Below are 26,324 nucleotides of genomic sequence, written 5' to 3'. Positions count from 1 at the left end.
CCGGGACGCACCCGCAGGACGGCGGGGCCATCGTCCACCGTTCGGGGGACGACGGTAGTTGAACGCGATGCATACGCTCTGTGCATGGTTCCATCCGCATCGACTCTCGAGCACGATTCCGTCGACCCCGCTGCCGCGTCCGACCCCCCTCCCGGGGCCGCGCCGGTCCGCTGGCTCGACGAGGCCGAGCAGGCCACCTGGCGGACCTTCCTGTCGACGGTGCAGCTGCTGCTGGACCGCTTCGACCGTCAGCTGCAGCACGACTCCGGGATCGTGCTGACGTACTACGAGATGCTCGTGCGCCTGTCCGAGGCCCCCGAGCGCTCGCTGCGCATGAGCGAGCTGGCCGAGTCCTCGCTGTCCTCGCGCAGCCGCGTCTCGCACGCCGTGGCCCGCATGGAGGAACGCGGCTGGGTGCGCCGGCAGTCCTGCCCCACCGACGGCCGCGGGTTCATCGCCGTCCTGACCGACGCCGGCCACGAGGCCCTCGCGGCCGCCGCCCCCGGTCACGTCGAGACCGTCCGGGACGCGCTGTTCGACCAGCTCAGCCCCGAGCAGGTGGACCAGCTGCGCTCCATCAGCACGACCCTGCTGCAGCACCTGACCGCCACGGGCAGCGTCCCGCCCGTCCCCGGCGTCCAGGACGTCCTCGCCCGCCTCGACCAGCGCTGAGCCCACCCCGAGGGGCGACGCGGGGGCGCCGCCGCGCCGGCCGGCCGGGAGGGGACGGCCGGCGCGGCGGCGCCCCGCAGGCGGGCACCGGCCCGTCCGCCGGAACGGGTGCGGCCGGTCAGGCCCCCTGCGCCGCGCGCATCCCGCGCAGCTCCTTCTTCAGGTCCCCCACCTCGTCGCGCAACCGCGCCGCCAGCTCGAACTGCAGTTCCGCCGCCGCCGAGTGCATCTGGTCGGTCAGTTCCTGGATGAGCTGGGCCAGGTCCGCCTGCGGCATCCCCTCGCGCGGCTCCGGGCCCACCTCACGGCCCACGTTCTTGCCCTTGCTGCCCTTCGCCGGGGTCGGCGCCTTGCCCCGCGACTGGGTGCGCCCGCTGCCGCCGGCTCCCTTCCCGCCCCGGGCCGCCGCGGCGAGGAGCTCGGCGGTGTCGGCGTCCTCGCGGGCGATGAGGTCGGTGATGTCGGCGATCTTCTTGCGCAGCGGCTGCGGGTCCACCCCGCGCTCGGTGTTGTACGCGACCTGCTTCTCCCGGCGCCGGTTCGTCTCCTCGATGGCCTCCGCCATCGACGGGGTGATCCGGTCGGCGTACATGTGCACCTGCCCGGACACGTTGCGGGCCGCGCGCCCGATCGTCTGGATGAGCGACTTGGCCGAGCGCAGGAAACCCTCCTTGTCGGCGTCGAGGATCGCCACGAGGGAGACCTCCGGCAGGTCCAGGCCCTCGCGCAGCAGGTTGATGCCGACCAGCACGTCGTAGTCGCCCTGCCGCAGCTCGCGCAGCAGTTCCACGCGGCGCAGGGTGTCCACCTCCGAGTGCAGGTACCGCACGCGCACGCCCTGGTCGAGGAAGTAGTCCGTGAGGTCCTCGGCCATCTTCTTCGTCAGGGTCGTGACCAGGACGCGCTCGTCCTTGGCGGTGCGCAGCGAGATCTCGTGCAGCAGGTCGTCGATCTGGCCCTTGGTGGGCTTGACGACGACCTCGGGGTCGACCAGGCCCGTCGGGCGGATGATCTGCTCGACGACCCCCTTGCCGCGCGACAGCTCGTAGTCGCCGGGGGTGGCCGACAGGTAGACCGTCTGCCCGATGCGCTCGAGGAACTCCTCCCAGCGCAGCGGCCGGTTGTCCATCGCGCTGGGCAGGCGGAACCCGAAGTCGACGAGGGTGCGCTTGCGCGACATGTCGCCCTCGTACATGGCCCCGATCTGGGGGACGGTGACGTGCGACTCGTCGACGACGAGCAGGAAGTCCTCGGGGAAGTAGTCCAGCAGCGTGTTCGACGCCGACCCCGGTTCCCGGCCGTCCATGTGGCGGGAGTAGTTCTCCACCCCCGAGCAGGTCCCGACCTGCCGCAGCATCTCGATGTCGTAGGTGGTGCGCATCCGCAGCCGCTGGGCCTCCAGCAGCTTGCCCTGCTGCTCGAGCTCGGCGAGGCGTTCGGTGAGCTCGGCCTCGATGGTGCCGATGGCGCGTTCGAGGCGCTCGGGGCCCGCGACGTAGTGCGAGGCGGGGAACACGTACACGAGCTGCTCCTCGCGGACGATCTCCCCGGTCAGCGGGTTCAGCGTGTAGAGCTTGTCGATCTCGTCGCCGAAGAACTCGATGCGCAGCGCGTGCTCCTCGTACTGCGGGATGATCTCGACGGTGTCCCCCCGCACCCGGAACGTGCCGCGGGTGAAGGCCAGGTCGTTGCGGGTGTACTGCTCGGCCACGAACTTGCGCAGCAGCTCGTCGCGCTCGATGGTGTCGCCGACCTTCAGCGTCACCATCCGGTCCACGTACTCCTGCGGGGTGCCCAGGCCGTAGATGCACGAGACGGTCGCCACCACGACGACGTCGCGGCGGGTCAGCAGCGAGTTCGTCGCCGAGTGCCGCAGCCGCTCCACCTCGTCGTTGATCGAGGAGTCCTTCTCGATGTACGTGTCCGACTGCGGCACGTACGCCTCGGGCTGGTAGTAGTCGTAGTAGGACACGAAGTACTCGACCGCGTTGTTCGGCAGCAGCTCGCGGAACTCGTTGGCCAGCTGCGCCGCGAGCGTCTTGTTCGGCGCCATGACCAGGGTGGGGCGCTGCACCTGCTCGATGAGCCAGGCCGTCGTCGCCGACTTGCCCGTGCCGGTCGCGCCGAGCAGCACGACGTCCTGCTCCCCCGCGTTCACCCGCCGCGCCAGCTCGGCGATGGCGGTGGGCTGGTCGCCCGAGGGCGAGTACTCGGAGACCACCTGGAAGGGGGCCACCCGGCGCTGGAGGTCTGTCGTCGGCCGCATGGGTCGCAGCCTAGGCGGGACCTCCGACACGAGCCTCCCGCACGAGCTCGACGGCGACCGGGGCGCCCGGGTCGGCGCTCGCGAACCGGCCCTGACCTGCGTCGACGTAGCCGACCGTCGTCAGTGCGCCCTCGGCGGACGCGCGCAGCCGCACCGGCCACGCCGAGGCGTCGACCACCTCGACCGGCCCGGCCGTGGCGTGGGCGACGCGCCGGCGCGCGCGCTCGACGGCGTCGGCGGGCGGGACACCCGGCCGCGCGGGAGCCGGCCGTCCGGCGCGGACGGCGGCCTCGAAGGGCAGGAGCCGTCCGCTCCACAGGGCCGAGACCAGCCCGGGCAGCGGGTCGGGGCGGTCCTCGGCCCGCCGCGGGTTCGCCAGCAGCACGTCCGCGGCGGCGCGCCGCTCGTCGTCGGTGGCCTGCGCGCGCAGGCGGGCCAGGGCGTCGTCCTCGCTCATGCCGCGTTCGGTCACCAGCCGGCGCACCCGTTCGGCCGCGTCGGCGTCCACGACCACGACCAGCGGGTAGCCCGGTGCGGCCCCGGTCTCGACGAGCAGGGGCACGTCCTCGACCACGACGGACCCGGCCGGGGCCGCGGCGGCCAGCTCGGCCCGGCGCGCGGCGACCAGCGGGTGCACGATCGCGTTGAGCGCCGCCCGCTGCCGCTCGTCGCCGAAGACGCGACGGCCCAGCGCCGGGCGGTCGAGGTCGCCGGCCGCCGTCAGGACGTCCGGCCCGAACTCCTCCACGACCGCAGCCAGACCCGGCGTGCCGCGGGCCACGACCTCGCGCGCGATGACGTCGGCGTCGACGAGCACCGCGCCGTGCCCGGCCAGCAGCCGGGCCACCGTCGACTTGCCCGCCCCGATCCCACCGGTCAGCCCCACGCGCAGCACGGGCCGAACCTACTCCCGGACGCACGAAGGCCCCGACCGGAACCCGGTCGGGGCCTTCGTCGGATCGTCAGCCGATCAGCGGGGGACTCAGTTCCCGCCGGTCAGCTTCTCGCGCAGCGCGGCGAGGGCCTCGTCGGACGCGAGCGTGCCCGCGGCCTCCGGAGCCTCCGACGTGTAGGACGAGGGAGCCGAGGAGCTGCTGCTCGAGGAGCTGGAGCTGCTCGAGGTGGCCGTGGTGCCCTCGGCTTCGGCCTTCGCCTCGGCCTCGGCGCGGTCGGCGACCTGCTTCTTGTGCTGCTCCCAGCGCTCGTGCGCAAGGGCGTACTGGCCCTCCCACTCCTCGCGCTGCGCCTCGAAGCCCTCGAGCCAGTCGTTGGTCTCGGGGTCGAAGCCCTCGGGGTACTTGTAGTTCCCCTGCTCGTCGTAGTCGGCCGCCATGCCGTACAGCGAGGGGTCGAACTCCTCGCCGGCCGCGGCGAGGGACTCGTCGGCCTGCTTCAGCGACAGGGAGATGCGGCGACGCTCGAGGTCGATGTCGATGACCTTGACGAAGATGTCGCTGTTGACCTGGACGACCTGCTCCGGCACCTCGACGTGGCGCTCGGCCAGCTCGGAGATGTGGACCAGGCCCTCGATGCCGTCGTCGACGCGCACGAACGCACCGAACGGGACGAGCTTGGTGACCTTGCCCGGCACGACCTGACCGATCGCGTGGGTGCGGGCGAACTGCTGCCACGGGTCTTCCTGCGTCGCCTTGAGCGACAGCGAGACGCGCTCGCGGTCCATGTCGACGTCGAGGACCTCGACGGTGACCTCCTGACCGACCTCGACGACCTCGGAGGGGTGGTCGATGTGCTTCCAGGACAGCTCGGAGACGTGGACCAGGCCGTCGACGCCGCCGAGGTCGACGAACGCACCGAAGTTGACGATCGAGGAGACGACGCCGGAGCGGACCTGACCCTTCTGCAGGGTCGTGAGGAAGTTCTGGCGGACCTCGGACTGGGTCTGCTCGAGCCAGGCGCGGCGGGACAGGACCACGTTGTTGCGGTTCTTGTCCAGCTCGATGATCTTGGCTTCGATCGTCTTGCCGACGTAAGGCTGCAGGTCGCGGACGCGACGCATCTCGACCAGCGACGCGGGCAAGAAGCCGCGGAGGCCGATGTCCAGGATGAGCCCACCCTTGACGACCTCGATGACGGTGCCCTCGACGACCTCGTCGGCTTCCTTCTTGGCCTCGATGGTGCCCCAGGCGCGCTCGTACTGGGCGCGCTTCTTGGACAGGATCAGACGGCCTTCCTTGTCCTCCTTCTGGAGGACCAGGGCCTCGACCTCGTCGCCGACGCCGACGACCTCGTTGGGGTCGACGTCGTGCTTGATCGAGAGCTCGCGCGAGGGGATGACGCCCTCGGTCTTGTAACCGATGTCGAGGAGGACCTCGTCACGGTCGACCTTCACGATGGTGCCGGAGACGATGTCACCGTCGTTGAAGTACTTGATGGTCGCGTCGACCGCGGCAAGGAAGTCCTCAGCCGATCCGATGTCGTTGATCGCGATCTGAGGAGTGGTGCCCGCCGGCGCGGTCGTGGTGGTCGTCATGGAGGTAGGGGCTCCGTCAAGGACAATCGTGGGTGTCACGGGCGGGGGTTCCCGGCCGTCACGCGAGACCACCTGCTGAGCCGGTTCTCGGACGATCCCCGTGGGCAACGGGCAGACGCGCGCCTGCCAAGCCTACCGGCGGGGGCAGGAGGGGGCAAAGCGGCCCGGCCGGACTGACAGGATCGGGCCGTGGAGGACTTCGCGCAACCCCAGCCCACCGTCGGTCGCCGCGGCGTGAGTGCCGCTGAAACCGTTGCGGCGCAAAGGAGCTGGTGGGACGCCGAGGCGGCGCAGTACCGCCGCGAGCACGGCGCCTTCCTCGGCGACGACCGCACCGGGTCCGACCTCGTCTGGGGGCCGGACGGGCTGCGGGAGGCCGAGGCCGTGCTGCTCGGCGACCTCGACGGCGCCACCGTCCTGGAGGTCGGCGCCGGCGCCGCCCAGTGCGCCCGCTGGGTCGCCGGCCGCGGCGCGCGCGTCGTGGCGACCGACCTGTCGCTCGGCATGCTGCGCGAGGGACTGGCACCGGCCCGGGCCGCCGGGGTCCCGCTGGCGCAGTGCGACGCCCGCGTCCTGCCCTTCGCCGACGCGAGCTTCGACGTCGTCTTCACCTCCTACGGCGCCCTGCCCTTCGTCGCCGACGCCGACCGCGTCCTCGCCGAGGCGGCCCGCGTCCTGCGGCCCGGGGGCCGGTTCGCGGCCAGCGTCCCGCACCCGGTGCGCTGGGCCTTCCCCGACGTCCCCGGCCCCGAGGGGCTCAGAGCGACCCACTCCTACTTCGACCGCCGCGCCTACGTGGAGGCCGACGAGCACGGCACCGTGACCTACGCCGAGCACCACCGCACGGTCGGCGACTGGGTCCGGCTGCTGGTGGCCGCGGGGTTCGTGGTGCGCGACCTCGTCGAACCCGCGTGGCGCTCCGGGGACGCCGAGTGGGGCGGCTGGAGCCGCCTGCGCGGGGAGCTGCTGCCCGGCACGCTCGTGCTGGTCGCCGACCGCCCCTGAGCGACGGAGCGGCCGGCACCACCGGCGGTCGGTCAGTGCCCCGCTTCGTGCCAGCTGCGCCCGACGCCCACCGACACCTCCAGCGGCACCGCCAGCGAGGCGGCCCCGCCCATGGTCGAGCGCACGAGCGCCTCGAGCTCCTCGCGCTCGCCGGCGGCCACCTCGAGGACGAGCTCGTCGTGCACCTGCAGCAGCAGCCGCGAGCGCAGCCCGCTGGCGCGCAGCCCGGCGTCGAGGTCGAGCATGGCCACCTTGATGATGTCGGCGGCCGAGCCCTGGATGGGGGCGTTCAGCGCCATGCGCTCGGCCATCTCCCGGCGCTGCCGGTTGTCGCTGGCCAGGTCCGGCAGGTAGCGCCGCCGCCCCAGGATGGTCTCGGTCCAGCCCACCCGGCGGGCCTCGTCGACGACGCCGTACAGGTAGTCGCGCACGCCGCCGAACCGCTCGAAGTAGTCGTCCATGAGGCCCCTGGCCTCCTCGGTGGAGATCTTCAGCTGGTTCGACAGGCCGAACGCGGACAGCCCGTACGCCAGGCCGTAGGACATCGCCTTGATCTTGGCGCGCATCTCGGACGTCACCTCGGCCGGGGCGACCCCGAAGACGCGGCTGCCGACGAAGCGGTGCAGGTCCTCCCCCGAGGTGAAGGCCGCGATGAGGCCCTCGTCGCCCGACAGGTGCGCCATGATCCGCATCTCGATCTGCGAGTAGTCGGCCGTCAGCAGGCACTCGAACCCGCCCCCGGCCCCGTCCGGCCCGACGACGAAGGCCTGCCGGATGCGGCGCCCCTCCTCGGTGCGGATGGGGATGTTCTGCAGGTTCGGGTCGGTCGAGCTCAGGCGCCCGGTCGCCGCGATCATCTGCTGGTACGTCGTGTGGATGCGGCCGTCGTCGGCCACGGACTTGCGCAGCCCCTCGACCGTCTGCCGCAGCCGCGAGGCGTCGCGGTGCTCGAGCAGGTGGGCCAGGAAGGGGTGCTCGGTCTTGACGAACAGGGCCGCGAGGGCGTCGGCGTCGGTCGTCCACCCGGTCTTGGTGCGCTTGGTCTTGGGCATCTGCAGCTGCTCGAACAGCACGGTCTGCAGCTGCTTGGGCGAGCCCAGGTTGATCTCGGTCCCGATGACCTCGTAGGCGAGGGTCTGCGCCTGGGCGACGCGGTCGGCGAAGTGCGCCTCGAGGTCGGCCAGCAGCTCGGGGTCGACGGCGACGCCGACCCGTTCCTGGCGGGCCAGGACGTCCACCAGCGGCAGCTCGACCTCGGCCAGCAGCCGCGTCCCGCCGCGCTCGTCGAGCTCGGTGGCCAGGACCGCGGCCAGCTCGGAGATCGCCAGCGCCCGGACCATGCCCTCCTCCGCGCGCGCCTGCAGGTCCCCGCCCACGGGACCGTCGCCGCCGTCGAGGGTCAGCTGCTCGTCGGCGGGGGCCTGCGGCAGGGACCCCTCGGCGCGCAGCTCGCGCTTGAGGTGGCGCACGGCGAGGTCGGCCAGGTCGTAGCTGCGCTGGTCGGGCCGGCACAGGTAGGCGGCCAGGGCGGTGTCGAAGGTGACCCCGGCCAGCTCCCAGCCGCGGGCGCGCAGGGCGTGCGAGGGGCCCTTGACGTCGTGCGCGACCTTGGGCCGGTCCGGGTCGGCCAGCCAGGCGGCCAGGGCCTGCTCGTCGGCCGCCTCGAGGGTCACCGGGTCGATCCACGCGGCGACGCCGTCGCCGCCCGCGAGCGCCAGGCCCGTGACCTCCCCCGTGCCGCGGCCCCACTCGCCCTGCACGTGCAGGCCGGTGGCCCCGGTGGCGTGGTCGGTGAGCCACGCAGCGACCTCTCCGGCGAGCAGGACGGCGCCGTCGACGCCGAAGCCCTCCTCGGCCTCGGGTTCGGCGGACTCCAGGGTGGCGAACAGGCGGTCGCGCAGGACGCGGAACTCCAGGCCGTCGAAGACGGTGTGGACCTGTTCGCGGTCCCAGGCGCGCCGGACCAGCTCGGGGACGGTCACCCCGAGGCTGAGGTCGGTGACGAGGGCGTTGAGGCGGCGGTTGCGGATGACGGAGTCGAGGTGGGCGCGCAGGCTCTCCCCCGCCTTGCCCTTGACGAGGTCGGCGTTGCCGATGACGCCGTCGAGACCGTCGTACAGGCCGATCCACTTGGCCGCGGTCTTGGCGCCGACGCCGGGGACACCGGGCAGGTTGTCGGAGGTCTCCCCGACGAGGGCGGCGAGGTCGGGGTAGCGCTGGGGCGGGACGCCGTACTTCTCCTCCACGGCCTCGGGCGTCATGCGGGCCAGCTCCGAGACCCCCTTGACGGGGTACAGGACGGTGACCTCGGGGCGCACGAGCTGCAGGGCGTCGCGGTCGCCGGTGCAGACGAGCACGTCGAAGTCCTGCTCGACGGCCTGGGTGGTGAGGGTGGCGATGACGTCGTCGGCCTCGTAGCCCTCCTTCTCGACCACGGGCACGCGCAGGGCGGCGAGGACCTCCTTGACGAGCTCGACCTGGCCGCGGAACTCGTCGGGGCTCTTGGTCCGGGTGCCCTTGTACTCGGGGTACTCGTCGGTGCGGAACGAGTGCCGCGAGACGTCGAAGGTGACGGCGAAGTGGGTGGGGTCCTCGTCGCGCAGCAGGTTGATGAGCATCGACGTGAAGCCGTACACGGCGTTGGTGGGCTGGCCGGTGGTGGTGGCGAAGTTGCCGACCGGCAGCGCGAAGAACGCGCGGTAGGCCATGGAGTGCCCGTCGATCAGCAGCAACCGGGGCCGCGTCGGCGCGGGCCGGGCGGCGGAGCCGCCCCTGGCAGCGGTCTTCTTCGTGGCGGCTGCTTTGCGTACAGCGGGCGGTGTCACGTCGGCCAGGGTAGTCAGCCCCTGCGACACCAGCGCCCACGCCGCGGGCCGGCCGGGCGCTCCTCAGCGCGCCGGGTCGCTCCAGTCGGCCCGGCGCCCGGCCCGCTTGGCGACGTACATGGCCGCGTCGGCGCGGGCCACGAGGGTGCCGGTCGTGTCGCCGGGCACCGCGCGGGCCGCTCCGGCGCTGGCGCCGACGGGCAGCGGGTGGTGACCGGCGAGGTCGGCGCCGGCCTCCAGGCCCGTGCGCAGCCGGGCGCACAGCTCCTCGGCCAGGGACTGCACGGACCGCTCGTCGGGGCTGCGGTGCAGCACGACGAGGAACTCGTCGCCGCCGAGGCGGCAGACGTCGGCGCCGCCGGCCCAGCCGGCGACGGTCTCGCGCAGGATCGCGCCGGCCCTGACGAGCAGGCCGTCCCCGACGGCGTGCCCGAGCCGGTCGTTGACGCCCTTGAACCCGTCGAGGTCCAGGAAGACGACGGCGGGCGAGCGCTCCGGTCCCGGGTCGGCGGCCAGGTCGGCCTCGAGGGCGGCCAGGGCCGCGGAGCGGTTCAGGCAGCCGGTGAGGGCGTCGGTGGTGGCCCGGCGGGCCAGGAGCCGCTGGGAGCGGACGGCCTCGGTGACGTCCTGCACGACGAGGACGACGCCGGGTTCGCCGTCGTCGTCGCCGAGCCGGGTGACGTCGATGGAGCAGTGCTGGCCGCCGGACCACTCGTCGCCGCCGACGCAGACCTGGACGCGGCCGTCGCCGCCGCCGTCCAGGCAGGCGTCGACGGCGTCCAGGACGCGACGCCGGCAGTCCGGCCCGCACCCGCTGAGCCGTTCACCGAGCCCGGCGCCGGCGGGCAGGTCGGGGGCCGAGCCCAGCAGCGCGCCGAAGCGGGCGTTGACCTGCACGACGCGGCCGGTGACGTCGAGCCGCAGCAGGCCGACGGGCAGCGCTTCGAGGGTGCGCCGGAACAGCTGCTCGCGCCGTCGCAGCTCCTCCAGGGCCGCCATCTCGGTGCTGATGTCGGTGACATCGGCGTGGACGACGACGGAGCCGTCGGGTCCGGGGACCGGCTGGTGCAGGACCTCGATCCACAGCCATCCGCCGTCGGGGCGGCGGTGGCGCACGCGCGAGCGGTAGGCGGTACCCGTCGCGAGCATCTCCATCCAGGCGTCCAGGGAGGTGGTGATGTCGTCGGGGTGCAGGAACTCGGTGGAGCGGTGTCCGAGCAGGGCGTCGGCGGGGAAGCCCAGCAGGGCCTCGGCGCGCGGGGAGACGGCGGTGATGAGGGCCTGGGGGCTCTTGGTGAGGGTCGCGGTCCGCGGGCGCAGCTCGCCGGCGACCTTCGTGACGGTGCGGCCGGCGAGGCGGTCGGGGGCGGCCACGCCCAGCGGGGTCAGAGAGGCCAGCAGGCAGCCGTGCTCGGAACGGGCGTCGGCGACGGCGAGGGCGAACTGCTCGGTGGTGCCGGGGGCCCGGACGACGCCGGTGCCCACGCCGTCGGCCAGCGCGGTCTCCCACAGGCGCAGGACCTGCTCGAGGTCACGGGGGTCGACGAAGTGGGCGATCGTGACGCGGTGGGCGGGCGGCACGACCGCGCGCTCGGCGGGCAGCGCCAGGGACGCGGGCACGTCCACCACGGCGCCGCCCACGTCGAGGGCGAAGACCTGCGACTGCTGGTTGACCCGCATGGCCGCGACGACGGCGGTGGCTGCGGCGGGGGTCACCCTGGTTGCTTCGGCCGTCCCGGGCGCCCCTTGAGCCTCAGCTGGCGGTCGGCACGCCCAGGGTGTCGCCGGCGCGGGCCAACCGGGCCCGCAGGGACCGCCGGCGGGCGACGACGTCGGTGGCGTGCGCGGCGCTGTCGGGCCCGTCGAAGAGCCTGCGCCGCAGCACCGCCAGCGGCGCGGCGCGGCGCACGACGACGGGGGCGAAGCCGAGGCGGGCCAGGTAGCGGGTGTAGTCGCGGTCGCCCGGCAGGACGGTGCAGGCGATCTGCTCGGCCCCCTCGCTCTCGGCCACGTGGACGGCCTTGCGCAGCAGGGCCCGGCCGACCCCGCGCCGGCGCAGGTGGGGCACGACGTGCAGGTGCTCGATGCTGGGGCCGGCGCAGTTGCCCAGCGGCAGCAGCGGGGTGGTGGTGATGAGGGCGTAGCCGGCGGGTTCGCTGCCCAGGTGCGCGATGAGGACGCGCACGTCGCCGTTCTGCAGGGAGCGCAGGAGCTTGGCCCGGACGTTGTCGACGGAGGCGCGCAGCTGGGCCTGGTCGAAGCGGGCGGAGGCGTACAGCTCCATGAGGACGTCGACGTCGGTGGTGCCGGCGTCGCGGACCTCCACTGCGGGTCGTGCCACGTGATCCCCTTCCGCGCAGCGCACCGCACAGTGCGCACGACGAAGCAGACCGGGCCCCCGCTCCGGTGACCGCTCACGAAGGCGAGAGCGGCTGCGCCGGACACTAGGGCACCGCGGGCGCCGGGGGAAGATCCCGCCGCGATCTGACCGTGACCTTCACTCGCCGTGGTGAACGACTCACCCGGCGGAGTCGACGATCACCATGACCACCACGACGACGGCGGGCCCGCACCGTCGCGACGGGGTCGCTGCGCGGTGCGGGCCCGCCGTCGGGCGCAGGCGGCCGGTCTAGACGTCCCCGCCGAGGTAGGCGGCGCGGATCGAGTCGTCGGAGGCGAGCTCGGCGCCGGTCCCCGACCGCACGACGGTCCCGGTCTCCAGCACGTACGCGACGTCGGAGATGCGCAGGGCCTGCGCGGCGTTCTGCTCCACCAGCAGGACCGTGGTCCCCTGCTGGTTGATCTCCACGATGATCGAGAAGATCTGCTGGATGAGCTTGGGGGCCAGCCCCATGGACGGCTCGTCCAGCAGCAGCACCCGCGGGCGGGACATGAGCGCGCGCCCGATGGCCAGCATCTGCTGCTCGCCGCCGGACATCGTCCCGGCGAACTGCGAGCGTCGTTCCAGCAGCCGCGGGAACAGCGTGAAGACGCGCTCGAGGTCCTGCTTGTACGCCGCCGTGCGCCGGTCCTTGCGCGTGTAGGCGCCCATGTCGAGGTTCTCCTCGACGGTCATCCCGACGAACGTCCCGCGGCCCTCGGGGGCCTGGCACAGCCCCTTGGCGACGAGCTTGTGCGAGGGGACCTTGGTGATGTCCTCACCCTCGAACACGATCGAGCCGGTGCGCACGGTGCGCAGGCCCGAGACGGTCTTCAGGGTCGTCGTCTTGCCCGCGCCGTTGGCGCCGATGAGCGTGGCGATAGCGCCCTGCGGCACGGAGAACGAGACGTTGCGGATGGCCTCGATGCGCCCGTAGTTGACGCTGAGGTCCTCCACGACGAGTTGGTCGCTCACAGGTTCTCGTCCCCCTCGGACAGCTGGTCGTCCTCGACGCCCAGGTAGGCGGCGATGACGGCCGGGTCGTTGCGGATGTCGGCGGGCAGACCCTCGGCGATCTTCTTGCCGAACTCCAGCACGACGATCCGGTCGGTGACCCCCATGACCAGGCGCATGTCGTGCTCGATGAGCAGGACGGTGTTGCCGAGGTCGCGGACCTTGCGGATGAGGTCCATGAGCCGCTGCTTCTCGACCGGGTTGAACCCCGCGGCCGGTTCGTCCAGGCACAGCAGCTTGGGTCTCGTCGCCAGCGCGCGGGCGATCTCGAGGCGGCGCTGCTCGCCGTAGGACAGGTTGCGGGCCAGGTCGTCCGCGCGGTGACCGAGGTCCATCATGTCGAGCAGCTCGTCGGCCAGGGCGTGCCCCTCGCGGGTCTCCCGCCGGTGCCGGGGCAGCCGGAACAGGGAGTTCAGCACCCCCGAGCGGTGGTGGGAGTCGGCCCCCACCAGCACGTTCTCGCGGGCCGTCATGTTCCCGAACAGTCGGATGTTCTGGAACGTGCGGGCGATCCCCAGGCGGTTGATCTGGTACCGCTTGCGCTTGCCCAGCGGCTGGTCGTCGAAGACGACGCGCCCCTCGGTCGGTTGGTAGACCCCGGTGAGGGCGTTGAAGCACGTGGTCTTCCCGGCTCCGTTCGGGCCGATGAGCCCCAGGATCTCACCCTCGCGGATGTCGAAGGAGACGTCGTTGAGGGCGACGACACCCCCGAACCGCAGCGTGACACCCTCCATCCGCAGCAGCGGCGGACCGAACTCCCGTGGTGCGGCCACCGGGCTGTCCTCCATCAGTTCAGGCACGAGCGCCCTCCTCCGTCCCCTCGAGTTCCTTGGTGGCCACGTCCGCGCGCTGGGCGCGCCGGGCTCGCCGCGGCGGCAGCAGGCCCTGCGGCCGGAAGTTGGCCAGGAGCAGCAGGAGCAGGCCGAAGACGACGATGCGGAAGTCGGCGAACTCGCGGAACCGCTCGGGCAGGTAGGCCACGACGACACCGCCGACGATGGCACCCCAGCGGTTTCCCTGTCCGCCGATGACGACGGCTGCGAGGAACATCATCGACAGCTGGATCATGAAGGAGTCCGGGTTGATGGCCCCGACGCGAGAGGCGTAGAGGGCTCCCGACAACCCGCCGACGAACGCACCCATGGCGAAGGCCAGCAGCTTGAAGCGGAACGTGGGCACGCCGTTGAGCTCAGCGGCCTCCTCGTCCTCGCGGGTCGCCTCCCAGGCCCGTCCCACGCGGCTGTTCTGCAGCAGCCGGTCGGCGATGAGCACCAGGATGATGACGATGAGCGCGAGCCAGTAGTACGGGACCGCGTCCAGCAGACCGAACTTCAGGAAGATCGAACGGGCTCCCTGCCCGAGGTCGACCTTCGCGACGGCCCCGTCCCAGACCAGGCTGGGCACCCCGAACAGTTCCCTGGACGGCGGCCGCGGGATCCCGGTGATGCCACGGGCCCCGTTGAGCCACTCGGTGTTCAGCGCCGTGAGCCGGATGATCTCCCCGAACCCCAGCGTGACGATGGCCAGGTAGTCGCCGCGCACCCGCAGCGTCGGCGCACCGAGCAGCAGACCGCTGGCGGTGGAGATCGTCACGGCCATGACGATGAGCACGAACCACGGGACCTGCCCGTGCAGGGACCCGAACACGCCCACGGTGTAGGCGCCGATGGCGTAGAAGCCGACGTACCCCAGGTCCAGCAGACCGGCGTACCCGAGCACGATGTTCAGCCCGAGGGCCACCAGTGCGTAGTTCGCCACGGTCGCCAGCACGGCGCCGAACTCGGCGTCCTCGGTGGAGATGATCGGCAGGTTCAGCAGCGGCAGGACGAAGAAGAAGAGCGCGATGAGGGTCCAGACCACGATCTGGACCGGTTTCGGCAGCGCTGTCCAACGCTCGGCGAACGTGGGCTTGGCGGGAGTGGTCGCTGTGCTCATGCGCGGGCCTTCCCGAGGGACTCACCGAGGATGCCGGTGGGCCGGAACAGCAGGACGACGACGAGCAGCAGGAACGACACGACGTCCTTCCAGGACGAGGCGAGCCCGAGCAACGTCGCGTAGTTCTCGACCAGACCGAGGACCAGACCACCCACGAGGGCACCCCGGATGTTGCCGATGCCGCCCAGGACCGCGGCCGTGAAGGCCTTGATGCCCAGGACGAAGCCCACGTTGTAGCGGGTCACCCCGATGTGGACGAGGTACAGCAGAGCCGCGGCGCCGGCCATCAGGCCGCCGATGAAGAAGGTGAGCTGGACGACGCGCTTCTGGTTCACGCCCATGAGGGCGGCCGCCTCGGGGTTCTGGGACACGGCCCGCACCCCTCGACCCAGCCGGGAGCGGCTGACGAACTGGTCCAGGGCGACCATCATGAGGATCGCGGCGACGAGCACGATGAGCTGGTTGCTGCGGATCTGGAACCCGGCGACCTCCAGCACCTGGACGTTCGGCAGCGGGTTGACGAACGCGGTGTTCTCCCGGGCCTGGCGGACGTAGGGCGCCAGCACGGTGTCCAGGTTGAGCCAGCCGGCGATCCGGTCCCGCAGACCCATGATCTCGGAGAGCATGAAGGACGCGCCGATGGCGGAGATGAGGGCGACCAGCGGCGGGGCGTTCTTCTCCCGCAACCGGCGGTAGGCGATGCGCTCCACGACGAGGGCCACGCCGCCGCTGACGGCCATCGCCGCGACCAGGGCCACCAGCAGCAGCCCGATGGCGGCCGGCCAGCTCATGCCCGTGCGCGCGCCGAGCAGCGTCATCGCCCAGACCGCCCCGAAGCTGCCCCACATGAAGACTTCGGAGTGCGCGAAGTTGATGAGGCGGAGGACGCCGTAGACGAGGGTGTAGCCGAGGGCGAACAGGGCGTAGATCGCGCCGACCACCAGACCCGTGAAGGTCAGGTTCAAGAACGTGGACAGGGGAACTCCCCGGGGTGAGGGGTGCGTACGGGGGAAGGGTCGGAACGCGCGACGACCCCACCCGCACGGGGCGGGTGGGGTCGCGCGGCGGATCAGGAGGCGTTGATCTCCTGGTCGGCGACGATCTGGCCACCCTGGACCTTGTAGGCCCAGACGGAGACCTCGCTGGGCTCGCCCTTGTCGTCGAACTTCAGCTGCTTGGTGACGCCCGGCTTGTCGTAGCTCTTGACGTACGACAGCAGGTCCTCGCGGGAGACCTTGCCCTCGGCGATGCCGTTCAGCAGGATCGTCGCGGCGTCGAAGGCCTCGGCCGAGTAGGTGGCCGGCGCGGTGCCGTACGCCTTGGTGTAGTCGGCCACGAACGTGCCGCCCGCCTTGTCCGGCGGCAGGCACGGGCAGGTCATGAGCGCACCCTCGGCGTTCTCGGCGCCGGCGGCGGTGACCAGACCCTCGTCCTTGGCGCCGTCGTCGGTGACGAAGGCGAGCTTGTCGGCGCTCAGGCCGGCCTCACGCAGCTGCTTGAGGAGCAGGCCACCCTCGGGGTAGTACCCGCCGAAGAACACCGAGTCGGCGCCGGAGGCCTGGACGTCGGCCACGACGGCGGAGAAGTCGGTCTGCCCGGTCTGGACGGTGTTGTCCTTGACCTTCTTGGCGCCGAGGTTCTTGCGGACGATGTCCGAGAGCCCCTTGCCGTACTCGGTGGCGTCGTCGATGACGTACACCTTCTGCTTGCCGAGGGTGTCGGTGATGTACTTCGCGGCCGCCGGACCCTGCGAGGCGTCGTTGCCCAGGACGCGGAAGAAGGTCTTCCAGCCGTTGTCGGCCAGCGCCGGGTTCGTCGCCGAGGGGCTGATGCCGACGATGCCGGCCTCGTTGAAGATCGGGTCGGCGACCTTGGACTCGCCGGAGAACGCGGGCCCGACGATGCCGACGACCTTCTCGTCGCCCACGACCTGCTGGGCCAGGCCCTGGGCCTGGTTCTGGTCGCCCTGGGAGTCGTACGGGGTCAGCTTGACCTGGCAGGCACCGCTCTCGGCGTTGTGCTGGTCGATCGCGAGCTTGACGCCGTTCTGCTCGTTGACGCCGAGGTTGGCGTTGGGGCCGGTGAGAGCGCCGAAGAAGCCGATGCTGATGCCGTCGGGGCAGCTGCTGCTGCCCCCGGAGGAGGCGGCACCGGACGACGTGTCGTCACCACCGGTCGTGCCGCAGGCGGCGAGCAGGAGGGCGGCCGCCGCGGCGGGGGCCGCGAGTTTGACGAGGGAGCGCACTGGCTAGTCCTCCTGGTGGAGAGGGCACGGACCCACGCGCCACGACGCGCGTCCCCGTGAGCACCACCCGGGAGCGGTGGAGCCGGAGTGAACACTAGGGGGCCACCGACGCGATCGGGTGCATTCCGTGCGCGAGTTCACCGGGTCGTTACACACATCGTCCACCCGGCGGCACCCCGGCTGCGCAGACGGAACGCCCGGCACCGTCCGCGACGACGACGACCCCACCCCCGGTGCGGGGGTGGGGTCGTCGGGGCCGGTCGGGAGGGGTCAGCCGCGGTCGTCGCCGGCGCTGATGACGGTCGTGGCGACCTCGCGCATCGTCAGGCGCTTGTCCATCGAGGTCTTCTGGATCCAGCGGAAGGCCTCCGGCTCGGTCATCCCGAACTGGGTCTGCAGCTTGGACTTGGCGCGGTCGACGAGCTTGCGCGTCTCGAAGCGGTCGGCGAGGTCGGCGACCTCGTCCTCCAGGGCCATGATCTGCTGGTAGCGGCTCACGGCGATCTCGACGGCCGGCAGCAGGTCGGCGGAGGTGAAGGGCTTGACGACGTACGCCATGGCACCCGCGTCGCGGGCCCGCTCGACGAGCTCGGCCTGCGAGAAGGCCGTCAGCAGCACGACGGGGGCGATGCGGGCCTTGGCGATGCGCTCGGCGGCGGAGATGCCGTCCAGGACGGGCATCTTGATGTCCATGACGACGAGGTCGGGCTTGTGCTCCTCGGCCAGGGCCACGGCCTGCTCACCGTCACCGGCCTGGCCGACGACGTCGTAGCCGGCCTCGGTGAGCATCTCGACGATGTCGAGACGGATGATGGCCTCGTCCTCCGCGACGACCACCCGACGTGTGGTCGTGGAGGAGGCGGCGGGGGTGTCGGCAGTGTTCGTCACCCCGGCATCCTAGACGGTCGCCCGGCGGCGGCACGACGGGCTACTACGACACGTCGTGGCACGCTGCGTCGGAACCACTCCCCCGGCCCCGGTAGGGTGATCGTCGCGCCTGGCGGACAGCCCTCGCGGGCCGTGCGCGAGCAGCCCTGGTAGCCCAACCGGCAGAGGCATGCGACTCAAACTCGCACCAGTGTGGGTTCGAATCCCACCCAGGGCACCGGCGCGAAGAGCCCCGCAGCGACCGCTGCGGGGCTCTTCGGCGTCCGGGACCGCTCAGGCGTAGGCGGCCGAGACCCCCGAGGTGGCGTCCCCGATGCGGTGCACGCGCACCGCGTTGGTGGAGCCGACGATCCCCGGGGGGGCACCGGCGACGATGACGACGAGGTCCCCGACGGCGCAGCGCCCCATCTCCTGCAGGCGGCGGTCGACCTCCTTGACCATCTCGTCCGTGGTGGAGATGAACGCCGCGTACTGCGAGTCCACGCCCCACGACAGCGCCAGGCGCCGCAGGGTGGTCTCCTCGGCGGTGAAGGCGACCAGCGGGATGCCGGAACGCAGCCGCGACAGGCGGCGGGCGGAGTCGCCGGACTGGGTGAAGGTCACCAGCAGCTTGGCGTCGAGCTGCTTGCCGATCTCCGAGGCCGCCAGGGTGATGGCCCCGCCCTTGGTGTGCGGGACGGTGCCCAGGGCCGCGATGCGGTCCGCGCCGTGCGTCTCGGTGTTCTCGATGATGCGGGCCATCGTGCGCACGGCCTCGAACGGGAACGCCCCGACGCTCGTCTCGCCCGAGAGCATGAGCGCGTCGGCGCCGTCGAGGACGGCGTTGGCGCAGTCGGAGGCCTCGGCCCGCGTCGGGCGCGGTGCGGTGATCATCGACTCGAGCATCTGGGTCGCCACGATGACGGGCTTGGCCTGGCGGCGCGCCAGCTCGATGGCGCGCTTCTGGACCAGCGGCACCTCCTCCAGCGGCAGCTCGACGCCCAGGTCGCCGCGGGCGACCATGATGCCGTCGAAGGCGGCGACGACCTCGCGGATGTTCTCCACGGCCTGCGGCTTCTCGACCTTGGCGATGACGGGGACGGTGATCCCCTCCTCGTCCATGATCGCGTGCACGTCCGCGGCGTCGGCGGCCGAGCGCACGAAGGACAGCGCGACCATGTCCACGCCCAGCCGCAGCGCGAACCGCAGGTCCTCCTTGTCCTTCTCCGACAGCGCCGGGACGCTGACGGCCACGCCGGGGAGGTTGATGCCCTTGTTGTTGCTCACCGGGCCGGGGACCGTGACCCTCGTGGTCACCCGCGGGCCCTCGACGGCCGTGACCTCCAGGCCGACCTTGCCGTCGTCGATGAGGATCCGGTCGCCCACCGACACGTCACCGGTCAGGCCCTCGTAGGTCGTGGAGGACAGCTCCTTGGTCCCCAGCACGTCCTCGGTGGTGATGGTGAAGACGTCCCCGACGGCGAGGTCGTGGGGGCCGTCGGCGAACTTCCCCAGGCGGATCTTCGGACCCTGCAGGTCCGCGAGGATCGCCACGGCGCGGCCCGACGCCCCGGCGGCCGCCCGCACCCCCTCGAAGTTCGCCCGGTGGTCGTCGTGGGAGCCGTGGCTCAGGTTCATCCGGGCGACGTCCATCCCGGCGTCCACCAGTGACCGCAACCCTTCGGGGCCCGCGACCGCGGGTCCGAGGGTGCAGACGATCTTCGCTCTGCGCATGCACCGACCTTATTGCGCCCCCGGTCGTGATCGGCGCACGGGGCGTGCCGGACCCCGAGCCGTCACCGGACGCTCACCCTCCGGTCGCCCGCGCCCCCGGGGTGCGCGGACGCCCGGCAGGTCCCACGATGACCGCGTGAACGCGCAGGAACGACCGCAGCAGAACGACTTCGAGAACGAGGTCGAGGACATGGTCGAGGAGTCCCTCGAGCACGAGTACGCCGTCTACGTCCGCCTGCACGAGGACGGCGGGTGGCCCGAGGGGGCGCTGGCCGGGCTCGTGGCGGACCTGCACGCCAGCCACCCCCGGGTGGAGCGGGTGGACGCCCCGGAGCACGACGTCGTCCTCAGCGTCGACGGGGACGGTCTGGACGCCCAGGGCGCGGCCCGGCACGCCCTGGGCAAGGTGGCGGCCGCGGCCTCGGCCCGGGGCCTGTCCGGGCACGCCGCGGACGTGACGGTCCTGTCGGACGCCTCGGTGTGGACCTACGACGCGGAGCAGATCGCCACCTGGTGAACGGCACCGGACGCGGCGAGGGGGTGGGCACCGTCCCGGTGCCCACCCCCTCGCCGCGTCCGGTCAGGCCGTCAGCGGCACGGCGTCGGCGCGGATCGGCGCCGGCAGCGCGGTGTCCCCCATGAGGTGCTCGTCCACGGCGGCAGCGCAGGCCCGCCCCTCGGCGATGGCCCACACGATGAGCGACTGCCCGCGGCCGGCGTCGCCGGCCACGTAGACCCCCGGCGTGCCCGTCGCGTAGCCCGGGGTGCGGGTGAACCGCGTGCGGGCGTCGGCGGCCAGACCGAGCTGCTCGACGATCTCGCCGTGCTCGGGGCCGGCGAACCCGATCGCGAGCAGCACGAGCTGCGCGGGCAGGTCCTGCTCGGTGCCCTCCACGGGCGTCCAGACGCCGTCGACCTTGGTGACCTCCACGACCCGCAGGCCGGTGACCTTCCCGTCCTCGCCGACGAAGGCCCGGGTGGAGGCGGAGAACTTCCGCTGCCCGCCCTCCTCGTGCGAGGAGGACACCGAGAAGACCTTCGGCGTCGTCGGCCACGGTTCGTGCTCGGCCCGGTCCTCGGGCGCCATCGGGTAGATGTCGAGCTGGGTGACCGAGCGCGCCCCCTGGCGCAGCGCCGTCCCGTAGCAGTCCGAGCCGGTGTCCCCGCCGCCGATGACGACGACGTCCAGGCCCGCGGCGTCGATGTGGTCGTCGGGGCGCTCCTGGCCGACCGCGACGCGGTTGGTCGGGGGCAGGTACTCCATGGCCTGGTGGATGCCGGCCAGCTCGCGACCGGGCAGGTCGACCTCGCGCCACTGGGTCGCCCCCGTGGCCACGACGACGGCGTCGAACCTGTCGCGCAGCTGCTCGCCGGTGATGTCGACGCCGATCTCGACCCCCGCGCGGAAGCGGGTGCCCTCGGCCTCCATCTGGGCCAGGCGCCGGTCCAGGACCGCGCGCTCCATCTTGAACTCGGGGATGCCGTAGCGCATCAGCCCCCCGATCGCGTCGTCGCGCTCGTACACGACGACGGTGTGCCCGGCGCGCGTGAGCTGCTGCGCCGCGGCCAGGCCCGCGGGGCCGGACCCCACGACGGCCACGGTCTTGCCCGTCAGCCGCTCGGGCACCTGCGGCGTGATCCAGCCGGACTCCGCGGCGTGCTCGGCGATCATCACCTCGACCTGCTTGATGGTCACCGGCGGCTGGTTGATGCCGAGCACGCACGCCGACTCGCACGGCGCGGGGCACAGCTTCCCGGTGAACTCCGGGAAGTTGTTCGTCGCGTGCAGCCGCTCGATGGCCTCGCGCATGTCGCCCCGGCTCACCAGGTCGTTCCACTCCGGGATGAGGTTCCCCAGCGGACAGGCGTTGTGGCAGAACGGGATGCCGCAGTCCATGCAGCGGCCCGCCTGCCGCTGCAGCTGCGCCTGGTCCTGCTTCTCGTAGACCTCGCGCCAGTCCATCAGGCGCAGCGGGACGGGCCGGCGGGGCGGCAGTTCGCGCTCGCGGACGCGCAAGAACCCCCGGGGATCAACCATGCGAAGCCTCCATGATGCGGGTGAGCACGGCGTCGGAGTCGGGTTCCAGACCGTCGGAGACGGCCTTGGCCCGCACCTCGAGCACCCGGGCGTAGTCCCGCGGGACGATCGTCGAGAAGCGCTGCCGCGCCGCTCCCCAGTCGGACAGGAGCTTGGCGGCGACGGTGGAGTCGGTGTTCTCCCGGTGGCGCACGAGCAGGTCGTGCACGCGGGCGGCGGCCTCGTCGTCCATCGGGACGACGTCGACCATGTCGCGGTTCACGCGGGTCTCCTTCAGGTCGAGCACGTGGGCGAACCCGCCCGACATGCCCGCGGCGACGTTGCGGCCGACGCGGCCGAGGACCACGACCTCACCCCCGGTCATGTACTCCAGCGCGTGGTCGCCCACCCCCTCCACGACGGCGGTCGCCCCGGAGTTGCGCACGCAGAACCGCTCGCCGACCTCACCGCGCAGGAACAGGGTTCCCGTCGTGGCGCCGTAGGCGATGACGTTGCCGGCGATGATGTCCCGGTCGCGGGTTCCGGCGGCCTTGTCCGGCCGGACCACGATCGTGCCGCCCGACAGGCCCTTGCCGACGTAGTCGTTCGCGTCGCCGAACAGGCGCAGCGTGATGCCCCGGGGCAGGAACGCCCCCAGGGACTGACCGGCCGACCCGGTGAGGGAGACGTCGATCGTGCCCTCGGGCAGACCCTCCTCGCCCCACTCCTTCGTCAGCTCGTGCCCGAGCAGCGTGCCGACCGTGCGGTTGACGTTGCGCACGGGCAGCTCGATCCGCACGGGGTTCCCGGTGACGAGGGCGTCGGCGGCGCGCTCGATGAGCACGTGGTCGAGCGCCTTCTCCAGACCGTGGTCCTGCGTCGTGGAGTTGTACAGGGTTGAGCCCTCGGGGGCTTCCGGCGCGTGCAGGATCGGCGCCAGGTCCAGACCCGACGCCTTCCAGTGCGCGACGGCGCGTCGGGTGTCGAGGACGTCGACCTGCCCCACGGCCTCCTGGATCGACCGGAACCCCAGGGAGGCCAGCAGTTCGCGGACCTCGGCGGCGATGAACTCGAAGAAGTTCACGACGTGCTCGGCCTGGCCCGTGAACCGGGCGCGCAGCTCGGGGTTCTGCGTCGCGACGCCGACCGGGCACGTGTCCAGCTGGCAGACGCGCATCATGATGCAGCCCGAGACGACCAGCGGGGCGGTGGCGAACCCGAACTCCTCGGCGCCCAGCAGGGCGGCGATGACGACGTCGCGGCCGGTCTTGAACTGCCCGTCGACCTGCACGACGATCCGGTCGCGCAGCCCGTTGACCACCAGCGTCTGCTGGGTCTCGGCCAGGCCGAGCTCCCAGGGACCACCGGCGTGCTTCAGGCTGGTCAGCGGTGCGGCCCCGGTCCCGCCGTCGGCCCCGGAGATGAGCACGACGTCGGCCTTGGCCTTCGACACGCCCGTCGCGACCGTGCCGACCCCGACCTCCGAGACCAGCTTCACGTGGACCCGGGCGGCCGGGTTCGCGTTCTTCAGGTCGTGGATGAGCTGGGCGATGTCCTCGATCGAGTAGATGTCGTGGTGCGGCGGCGGCGAGATGAGCCCCACGCCCGGCGTCGAGTGACGGGTCTTCGCGATGTTCGGGTAGACCTTGTGGCCGGGCAGCTGCCCGCCCTCACCGGGCTTGGCGCCCTGGGCGACCTTGATCTGCAGGTCGGTCGCCGAGGTGAGGTAGTTGCTCGTCACCCCGAAGCGGCCCGAGGCGATCTGCTTGACCCGACTGGACCTCTCAGGGTCGTGGAGGCGCTCGACGTCCTCCCCGCCCTCGCCGGAGTTCGACCGGCCGCCGAGGCGGTTCATGGCGATCGCGAGGACCTCGTGCGCCTCCTTGGAGATCGAGCCGTAGCTCATCGCCCCGGTGCCGAACCGCTTGACGATCTCGGAGACGGGTTCGACCTCGTCCAGCGGGACGGGCTCGCGGGTGCCCTTCTTCAGCTGCAGCAGACCGCGCAGCGTCATGAGGCGCTCGGACTGCTCGTCGACGCGGCTGGTGTACTTGCGGAAGAGGGCCTCGTTGCGCTGGCGCGTGGAGTGCTGCAACTGGAAGACCGTCTCGGGGTCGAACAGGTGCGGCTCGCCCTCGCGGCGCCACTGGTACTCCCCGCCGGTCTCCAGCCGGCGGTGGGCGCGCTCCTGGCCCTCCACGGGGTAGGCCAGGCGGTGCCGCTGCGCGACCTCCTCGGCGAGCACGTCGAGACCGACGCCGCCCAGGCGCGAGGTCGTGGCGGTGAAGTACTCGTCGACGAGGGTCTGGGACAGGCCCAGAGCCTCGAAGACCTGCGCGCCGCGGTAGGAGGCGACGGTCGAGATGCCCATCTTGGACATGACCTTCAGGACGCCCTTGCCGAGCGCCTTGATGAGGTTCGCCACGGCGTTCTCGGCGTCGACGTCGGTCAGGACCTGCCGGCGGACGAGGTCCTCGACGGTCTCCATCGCCAGGTAGGGGTTGATCGCCGCGGCGCCGTAGCCGATGAGCAGCGCGACGTGGTGCACCTCGCGGACGTCACCGGCCTCCACGACCAGCCCCACCTGGGTGCGCAGCTTCTGGCGCACCAGGTGGTGGTGGACGGCCGAGGTCAGCAGCAGCGAGGGGATGGGCGCGAACTCGGCGTTGGAGTCGCGGTCGGACAGCACGACGAAGACGGCTCCGTCGGCGATGGCGCGCGAGACCTCGGCGCGGATCTCCTCGATGCGCCGGGCCAGTTCGGCCCCGCCGCCGGAGACCCTGTAGAGCCCCTTGACGATGTGGGTCGTGCGGCCGGGGTTGCGGCGGTCGCGGTCGATGTGGACGATCTTGGCGAGCTCGTCGTTGTCGATGACCGGGAACGGCAGCACCAGCTGGTGGCAGTGCGCCGCCGACTCCGACAGCGGGTTCTGCTGCGGGCCGGTGGTGCTGATGAGCGAGGTGACGAGCTCCTCGCGGATGGCGTCCAGCGGCGGGTTGGTGACCTGCGCGAACAGCTGGGTGAAGTAGTCGAACAGCATCCGCGGGCGGGTCGAGAGCACGGCCAGCGGGGTGTCGGAGCCCATCGAGCCGATCGGCTCGGCGCCGGCGCGGGCCATCGGGGCCAGGATGAGCCGCAGCTCCTCCTCGGTGTAGCCGAAGGTCTGCTGGCGGCGGGTGACCGAGGCGTGGGAGTGGACCACGTGCTCGCGCGGGGGCAGGTCCCCCAGGCGCACGACGTTCTTGAGCCACTCGGCGTAGGGCTGCGCGGCGGCGAGCTCGGCCTTGACCTCCTCGTCGTCGACGATGCGGCCCTTGGCCGTGTCGACGAGGAACATCTTGCCGGGCGCGACGCGGCCGCGGGCCACGATCGAGCTCGGGTCCAGCTCGAGGACCCCGGTCTCGGAGGCGAGCACGACGAGGCCGTCGTCGGTCACCCAGTAGCGGGAGGGACGCAGGCCGTTGCGGTCCAGGACGCCGCCGATGACGGTGCCGTCGGTGAAGGTGAGGTTCGCCGGGCCGTCCCACGGCTCGGAGAACATCGAGTGGAACTCGTAGAAGGCCCGGCGGGCCGGGTCCATCTCGGTGTTGTTCTCCCACGCCTCGGGGATCATCATCAGCACCGCGTGCGGCAGTGAGCGGCCGGCCAGGTGCAGCAGCTCGAGCACCTCGTCGAAGGAGGCCGAGTCCGAGCCCTCGGTCGCGCAGACGGGACCGAGGCGCTGGACGTCACCGGGGATGAGCGGGGTGCTCATGGTGGACTCGCGGGCCGCGGTCCAGTTGCGGTTGCCCTTGACCGTGTTGATCTCGCCGTTGTGCGCGATGGTGCGGAAGGGGTGCGCCAGCGGCCAGCTCGGGAAGGTGTTGGTCGAGAACCGCGAGTGGACCAGGCCGAGCTCGGAGGTGAACCGGCGGTCGGACAGGTCCGGGAAGAACGGCTCGAGCTGCCCGGTGGTGAGCATGCCCTTGTAGACCATGGTCCGGGCCGACAGCGACGGGAAGTAGACCGCCAGCTCGCGCTCGGCCAGCTTGCGCACGGCGTAGACGCGCCGGTCCAGGTCGATGCCGGTCTCCAGCGCCGCCAGGCCGTTGGTCGCGGTGGCCAGGAACAGCTGCGCGAAGTGCGGCATGGCCGCGCGGGCCTGGGCGCCGACGAGGTCGGCGGTGACGGGCACGTCGCGCCAGCCCAGGACGTCCAGACCCTCGGCCTGCGCGATCTCCTCGATGCGCGCCACGGCCGCGGCGCGCTCGTCCTGCTCGACGGGCAGGAAGACGTTGCCGGCTGCGTACGCGCCCTGGGGGGGCAGCGTCACGCCCTGCTCGGCCATGACGGCGCGCAGGAACTCGTCGGGGACCTGGGTGAGGATGCCGGCGCCGTCACCGGTGTTGGCCTCGGCGCCGACGGCGCCGCGGTGGTCGAGGTTGCGCAGCGCCGTGAGGGCGTGCTCGACGATGTCGTGCCCGGGTTCGCCGCGCATGGTCGCCACGAAGGCGACGCCGCAGGCGTCCTTCTCGTTGGCGCGGTCGTACAACCCGGCGTCGGCCGGGAAGCTCGTGAAGGGCAGCGGGCGGACCGCCTGCGTGCGCCGGTCCGTGGGCTGGGTCGTGGTGTTCTGGTGCGACGCGGGGGTCTGCGACATGCAGGTGCACCGTCCTCGGAGAGAGGTCCTGAGGGAACCTCGAGTGGACAGGGGGCCCCGGTTCTCCGCGAGGGCTGGGAGCACCCGCGAGCCGGTGTCGATCTCTTCGAGAGGAGGCGCGTACCTGGCGGGGACGCACCCCGAACGAGGGGCGGCGCTGGCCCGCGTTCACCTCACTGTAACGCCCGGGATGCCGTGCTCAGCTTCACGTTCTCGCCACGAACGATCACGGAA

General features: G+C 72.1%; 18 protein-coding genes and 1 tRNA gene. 4 read left to right on the top strand and 15 right to left on the bottom strand.

Annotation, left to right across the window (positions count from 1 at the left end):
- Window positions 1-84 precede the first annotated feature (84 nt).
- A complete protein-coding gene (locus tag CLV37_RS01170; protein ID WP_106206171.1) occupies window positions 85-672 on the top strand; it encodes a MarR family winged helix-turn-helix transcriptional regulator in 588 nt (195 codons plus the stop codon).
- Window positions 673-790: 118 nt separating this feature from the next.
- Here the strand turns inward: CLV37_RS01170 and uvrB are convergent, their stop codons facing one another.
- The 3 genes from uvrB to rpsA form a co-directional block, all read right to left on the bottom strand.
- A complete protein-coding gene (gene uvrB, locus CLV37_RS01165) occupies window positions 791-2,938 on the bottom strand; it encodes an excinuclease ABC subunit UvrB (RefSeq protein ID WP_106206169.1) in 2,148 nt (715 codons plus the stop codon).
- 10 nt (window positions 2,939-2,948) lie between these two features.
- Window positions 2,949-3,833, bottom strand: a complete 885-nt coding sequence (gene coaE / locus CLV37_RS01160) for a dephospho-CoA kinase (protein ID WP_106206168.1) — start codon at window positions 3,831-3,833, stop codon at window positions 2,949-2,951.
- An 87-nt stretch (window positions 3,834-3,920) separates the two neighbouring features.
- On the bottom strand, window positions 3,921-5,429 hold the full coding sequence (gene rpsA / locus CLV37_RS01155; RefSeq protein ID WP_106206166.1) for a 30S ribosomal protein S1: 1,509 nt from the start codon (window positions 5,427-5,429) through the stop codon (window positions 3,921-3,923).
- A gap of 189 nt (window positions 5,430-5,618) precedes the next feature.
- Between rpsA and CLV37_RS01150 the strand changes: the two genes are divergently transcribed.
- Window positions 5,619-6,434 carry a class I SAM-dependent methyltransferase gene (locus CLV37_RS01150; RefSeq protein WP_106206164.1) on the top strand — a complete coding sequence of 272 codons (816 nt, stop codon included), beginning with the start codon at window positions 5,619-5,621 and terminating at the stop codon, window positions 6,432-6,434.
- A gap of 32 nt (window positions 6,435-6,466) precedes the next feature.
- Here CLV37_RS01150 and polA read toward each other — a convergent pair whose 3' ends face one another.
- The 9 genes from polA to CLV37_RS01105 all read right to left on the bottom strand — a co-directional run bounded on the left by polA (window position 6,467) and on the right by CLV37_RS01105 (window position 17,721).
- Window positions 6,467-9,166 (bottom strand): DNA polymerase I, encoded by a 2,700-nt coding sequence (polA, locus tag CLV37_RS01145; protein ID WP_342762213.1) that lies wholly within the window; start codon window positions 9,164-9,166, stop codon window positions 6,467-6,469.
- Window positions 9,167-9,322: 156 nt separating this feature from the next.
- Window positions 9,323-10,975, bottom strand: a complete 1,653-nt coding sequence (locus CLV37_RS01140) for a GGDEF domain-containing protein (protein WP_106206162.1) — start codon at window positions 10,973-10,975, stop codon at window positions 9,323-9,325.
- A 37-nt stretch (window positions 10,976-11,012) separates the two neighbouring features.
- The gene (locus CLV37_RS01135; protein ID WP_146149250.1) at window positions 11,013-11,600 is read right to left on the bottom strand and encodes a GNAT family N-acetyltransferase; all 588 of its coding nucleotides are present in this window, start codon (window positions 11,598-11,600) and stop codon (window positions 11,013-11,015) included.
- Between the two features lie 288 nt (window positions 11,601-11,888).
- Complete coding sequence (locus CLV37_RS01130; protein WP_106206158.1) at window positions 11,889-12,614, bottom strand: ABC transporter ATP-binding protein; 726 nt, start codon at window positions 12,612-12,614, stop codon at window positions 11,889-11,891.
- Window positions 12,611-13,441 carry an ABC transporter ATP-binding protein gene (locus CLV37_RS01125; RefSeq protein WP_211298359.1) on the bottom strand — a complete coding sequence of 277 codons (831 nt, stop codon included), beginning with the start codon at window positions 13,439-13,441 and terminating at the stop codon, window positions 12,611-12,613. The genes CLV37_RS01130 and CLV37_RS01125 overlap by 4 nt, the downstream gene beginning before the upstream one ends.
- A gap of 4 nt (window positions 13,442-13,445) precedes the next feature.
- Complete coding sequence (locus CLV37_RS01120) at window positions 13,446-14,588, bottom strand: branched-chain amino acid ABC transporter permease (RefSeq protein ID WP_106206154.1); 1,143 nt, start codon at window positions 14,586-14,588, stop codon at window positions 13,446-13,448.
- Entirely contained in the window at window positions 14,585-15,553 is a 969-nt protein-coding gene (locus tag CLV37_RS01115; RefSeq protein ID WP_245885180.1) for a branched-chain amino acid ABC transporter permease, read from the bottom strand. Before CLV37_RS01115 ends, CLV37_RS01120 begins: the two co-directional genes overlap by 4 nt.
- A gap of 104 nt (window positions 15,554-15,657) precedes the next feature.
- On the bottom strand, window positions 15,658-16,833 hold the full coding sequence (locus CLV37_RS01110; protein WP_106206152.1) for a branched-chain amino acid ABC transporter substrate-binding protein: 1,176 nt from the start codon (window positions 16,831-16,833) through the stop codon (window positions 15,658-15,660).
- Between the two features lie 270 nt (window positions 16,834-17,103).
- Complete coding sequence (locus CLV37_RS01105) at window positions 17,104-17,721, bottom strand: ANTAR domain-containing response regulator (protein ID WP_106206150.1); 618 nt, start codon at window positions 17,719-17,721, stop codon at window positions 17,104-17,106.
- Between the two features lie 143 nt (window positions 17,722-17,864).
- On the opposite strand from CLV37_RS01105, the gene CLV37_RS01100 reads away from it, so the two are divergent.
- Window positions 17,865-17,938 (top strand) — tRNA-Leu (locus tag CLV37_RS01100).
- A 56-nt stretch (window positions 17,939-17,994) separates the two neighbouring features.
- On the opposite strand, the gene pyk is transcribed toward CLV37_RS01100, so the two are convergent.
- Complete coding sequence (pyk, locus tag CLV37_RS01095) at window positions 17,995-19,434, bottom strand: pyruvate kinase (protein ID WP_106206148.1); 1,440 nt, start codon at window positions 19,432-19,434, stop codon at window positions 17,995-17,997.
- 136 nt (window positions 19,435-19,570) lie between these two features.
- On the opposite strand from pyk, the gene CLV37_RS27340 reads away from it, so the two are divergent.
- Complete coding sequence (locus tag CLV37_RS27340) at window positions 19,571-19,951, top strand: hypothetical protein (RefSeq protein ID WP_170126990.1); 381 nt, start codon at window positions 19,571-19,573, stop codon at window positions 19,949-19,951.
- Window positions 19,952-20,014: 63 nt separating this feature from the next.
- On the opposite strand, the gene CLV37_RS01085 is transcribed toward CLV37_RS27340, so the two are convergent.
- Together CLV37_RS01085 and gltB are read right to left on the bottom strand one after the other, a co-directional pair.
- Window positions 20,015-21,472, bottom strand: a complete 1,458-nt coding sequence (locus tag CLV37_RS01085; protein WP_106206146.1) for a glutamate synthase subunit beta — start codon at window positions 21,470-21,472, stop codon at window positions 20,015-20,017.
- Window positions 21,465-26,090, bottom strand: a complete 4,626-nt coding sequence (gene gltB / locus CLV37_RS01080) for a glutamate synthase large subunit (RefSeq protein ID WP_211298282.1) — start codon at window positions 26,088-26,090, stop codon at window positions 21,465-21,467. The genes CLV37_RS01085 and gltB overlap by 8 nt, the downstream gene beginning before the upstream one ends.
- Window positions 26,091-26,324: the final 234 nt, after the last annotated feature.

Origin of the sequence: Kineococcus rhizosphaerae (assembly GCF_003002055.1) — a bacterium.
Classification (GTDB): domain Bacteria; phylum Actinomycetota; class Actinomycetes; order Actinomycetales; family Kineococcaceae; genus Kineococcus; species Kineococcus rhizosphaerae.
Note: the sequence above shows the minus strand (reverse complement) of the source record. Positions and strands in the feature narration are given on the sequence as shown.

Excerpts from the sequence above, each read along its gene's own strand:
- CLV37_RS01120 (WP_106206154.1), bottom strand. The coding sequence starts at position 14,588 with ATGAGCACAGCGACCACTCCCGCCAAGCCCACGTTCGCCGAGCGTTGG.
- CLV37_RS01125 (WP_211298359.1), bottom strand. The coding sequence starts at position 13,441 with ATGGAGGACAGCCCGGTGGCCGCACCACGGGAGTTCGGTCCGCCGCTG.
- CLV37_RS01170 (WP_106206171.1), top strand. The coding sequence starts at position 85 with ATGGTTCCATCCGCATCGACTCTCGAGCACGATTCCGTCGACCCCGCT.
- pyk (WP_106206148.1), bottom strand. The coding sequence starts at position 19,434 with ATGCGCAGAGCGAAGATCGTCTGCACCCTCGGACCCGCGGTCGCGGGC.
- uvrB (WP_106206169.1), bottom strand. The coding sequence starts at position 2,938 with ATGCGGCCGACGACAGACCTCCAGCGCCGGGTGGCCCCCTTCCAGGTG.
- gltB (WP_211298282.1), bottom strand. The coding sequence starts at position 26,090 with ATGTCGCAGACCCCCGCGTCGCACCAGAACACCACGACCCAGCCCACG.
- rpsA (WP_106206166.1), bottom strand. The coding sequence starts at position 5,429 with ATGACGACCACCACGACCGCGCCGGCGGGCACCACTCCTCAGATCGCG.
- CLV37_RS01085 (WP_106206146.1), bottom strand. The coding sequence starts at position 21,472 with ATGGTTGATCCCCGGGGGTTCTTGCGCGTCCGCGAGCGCGAACTGCCG.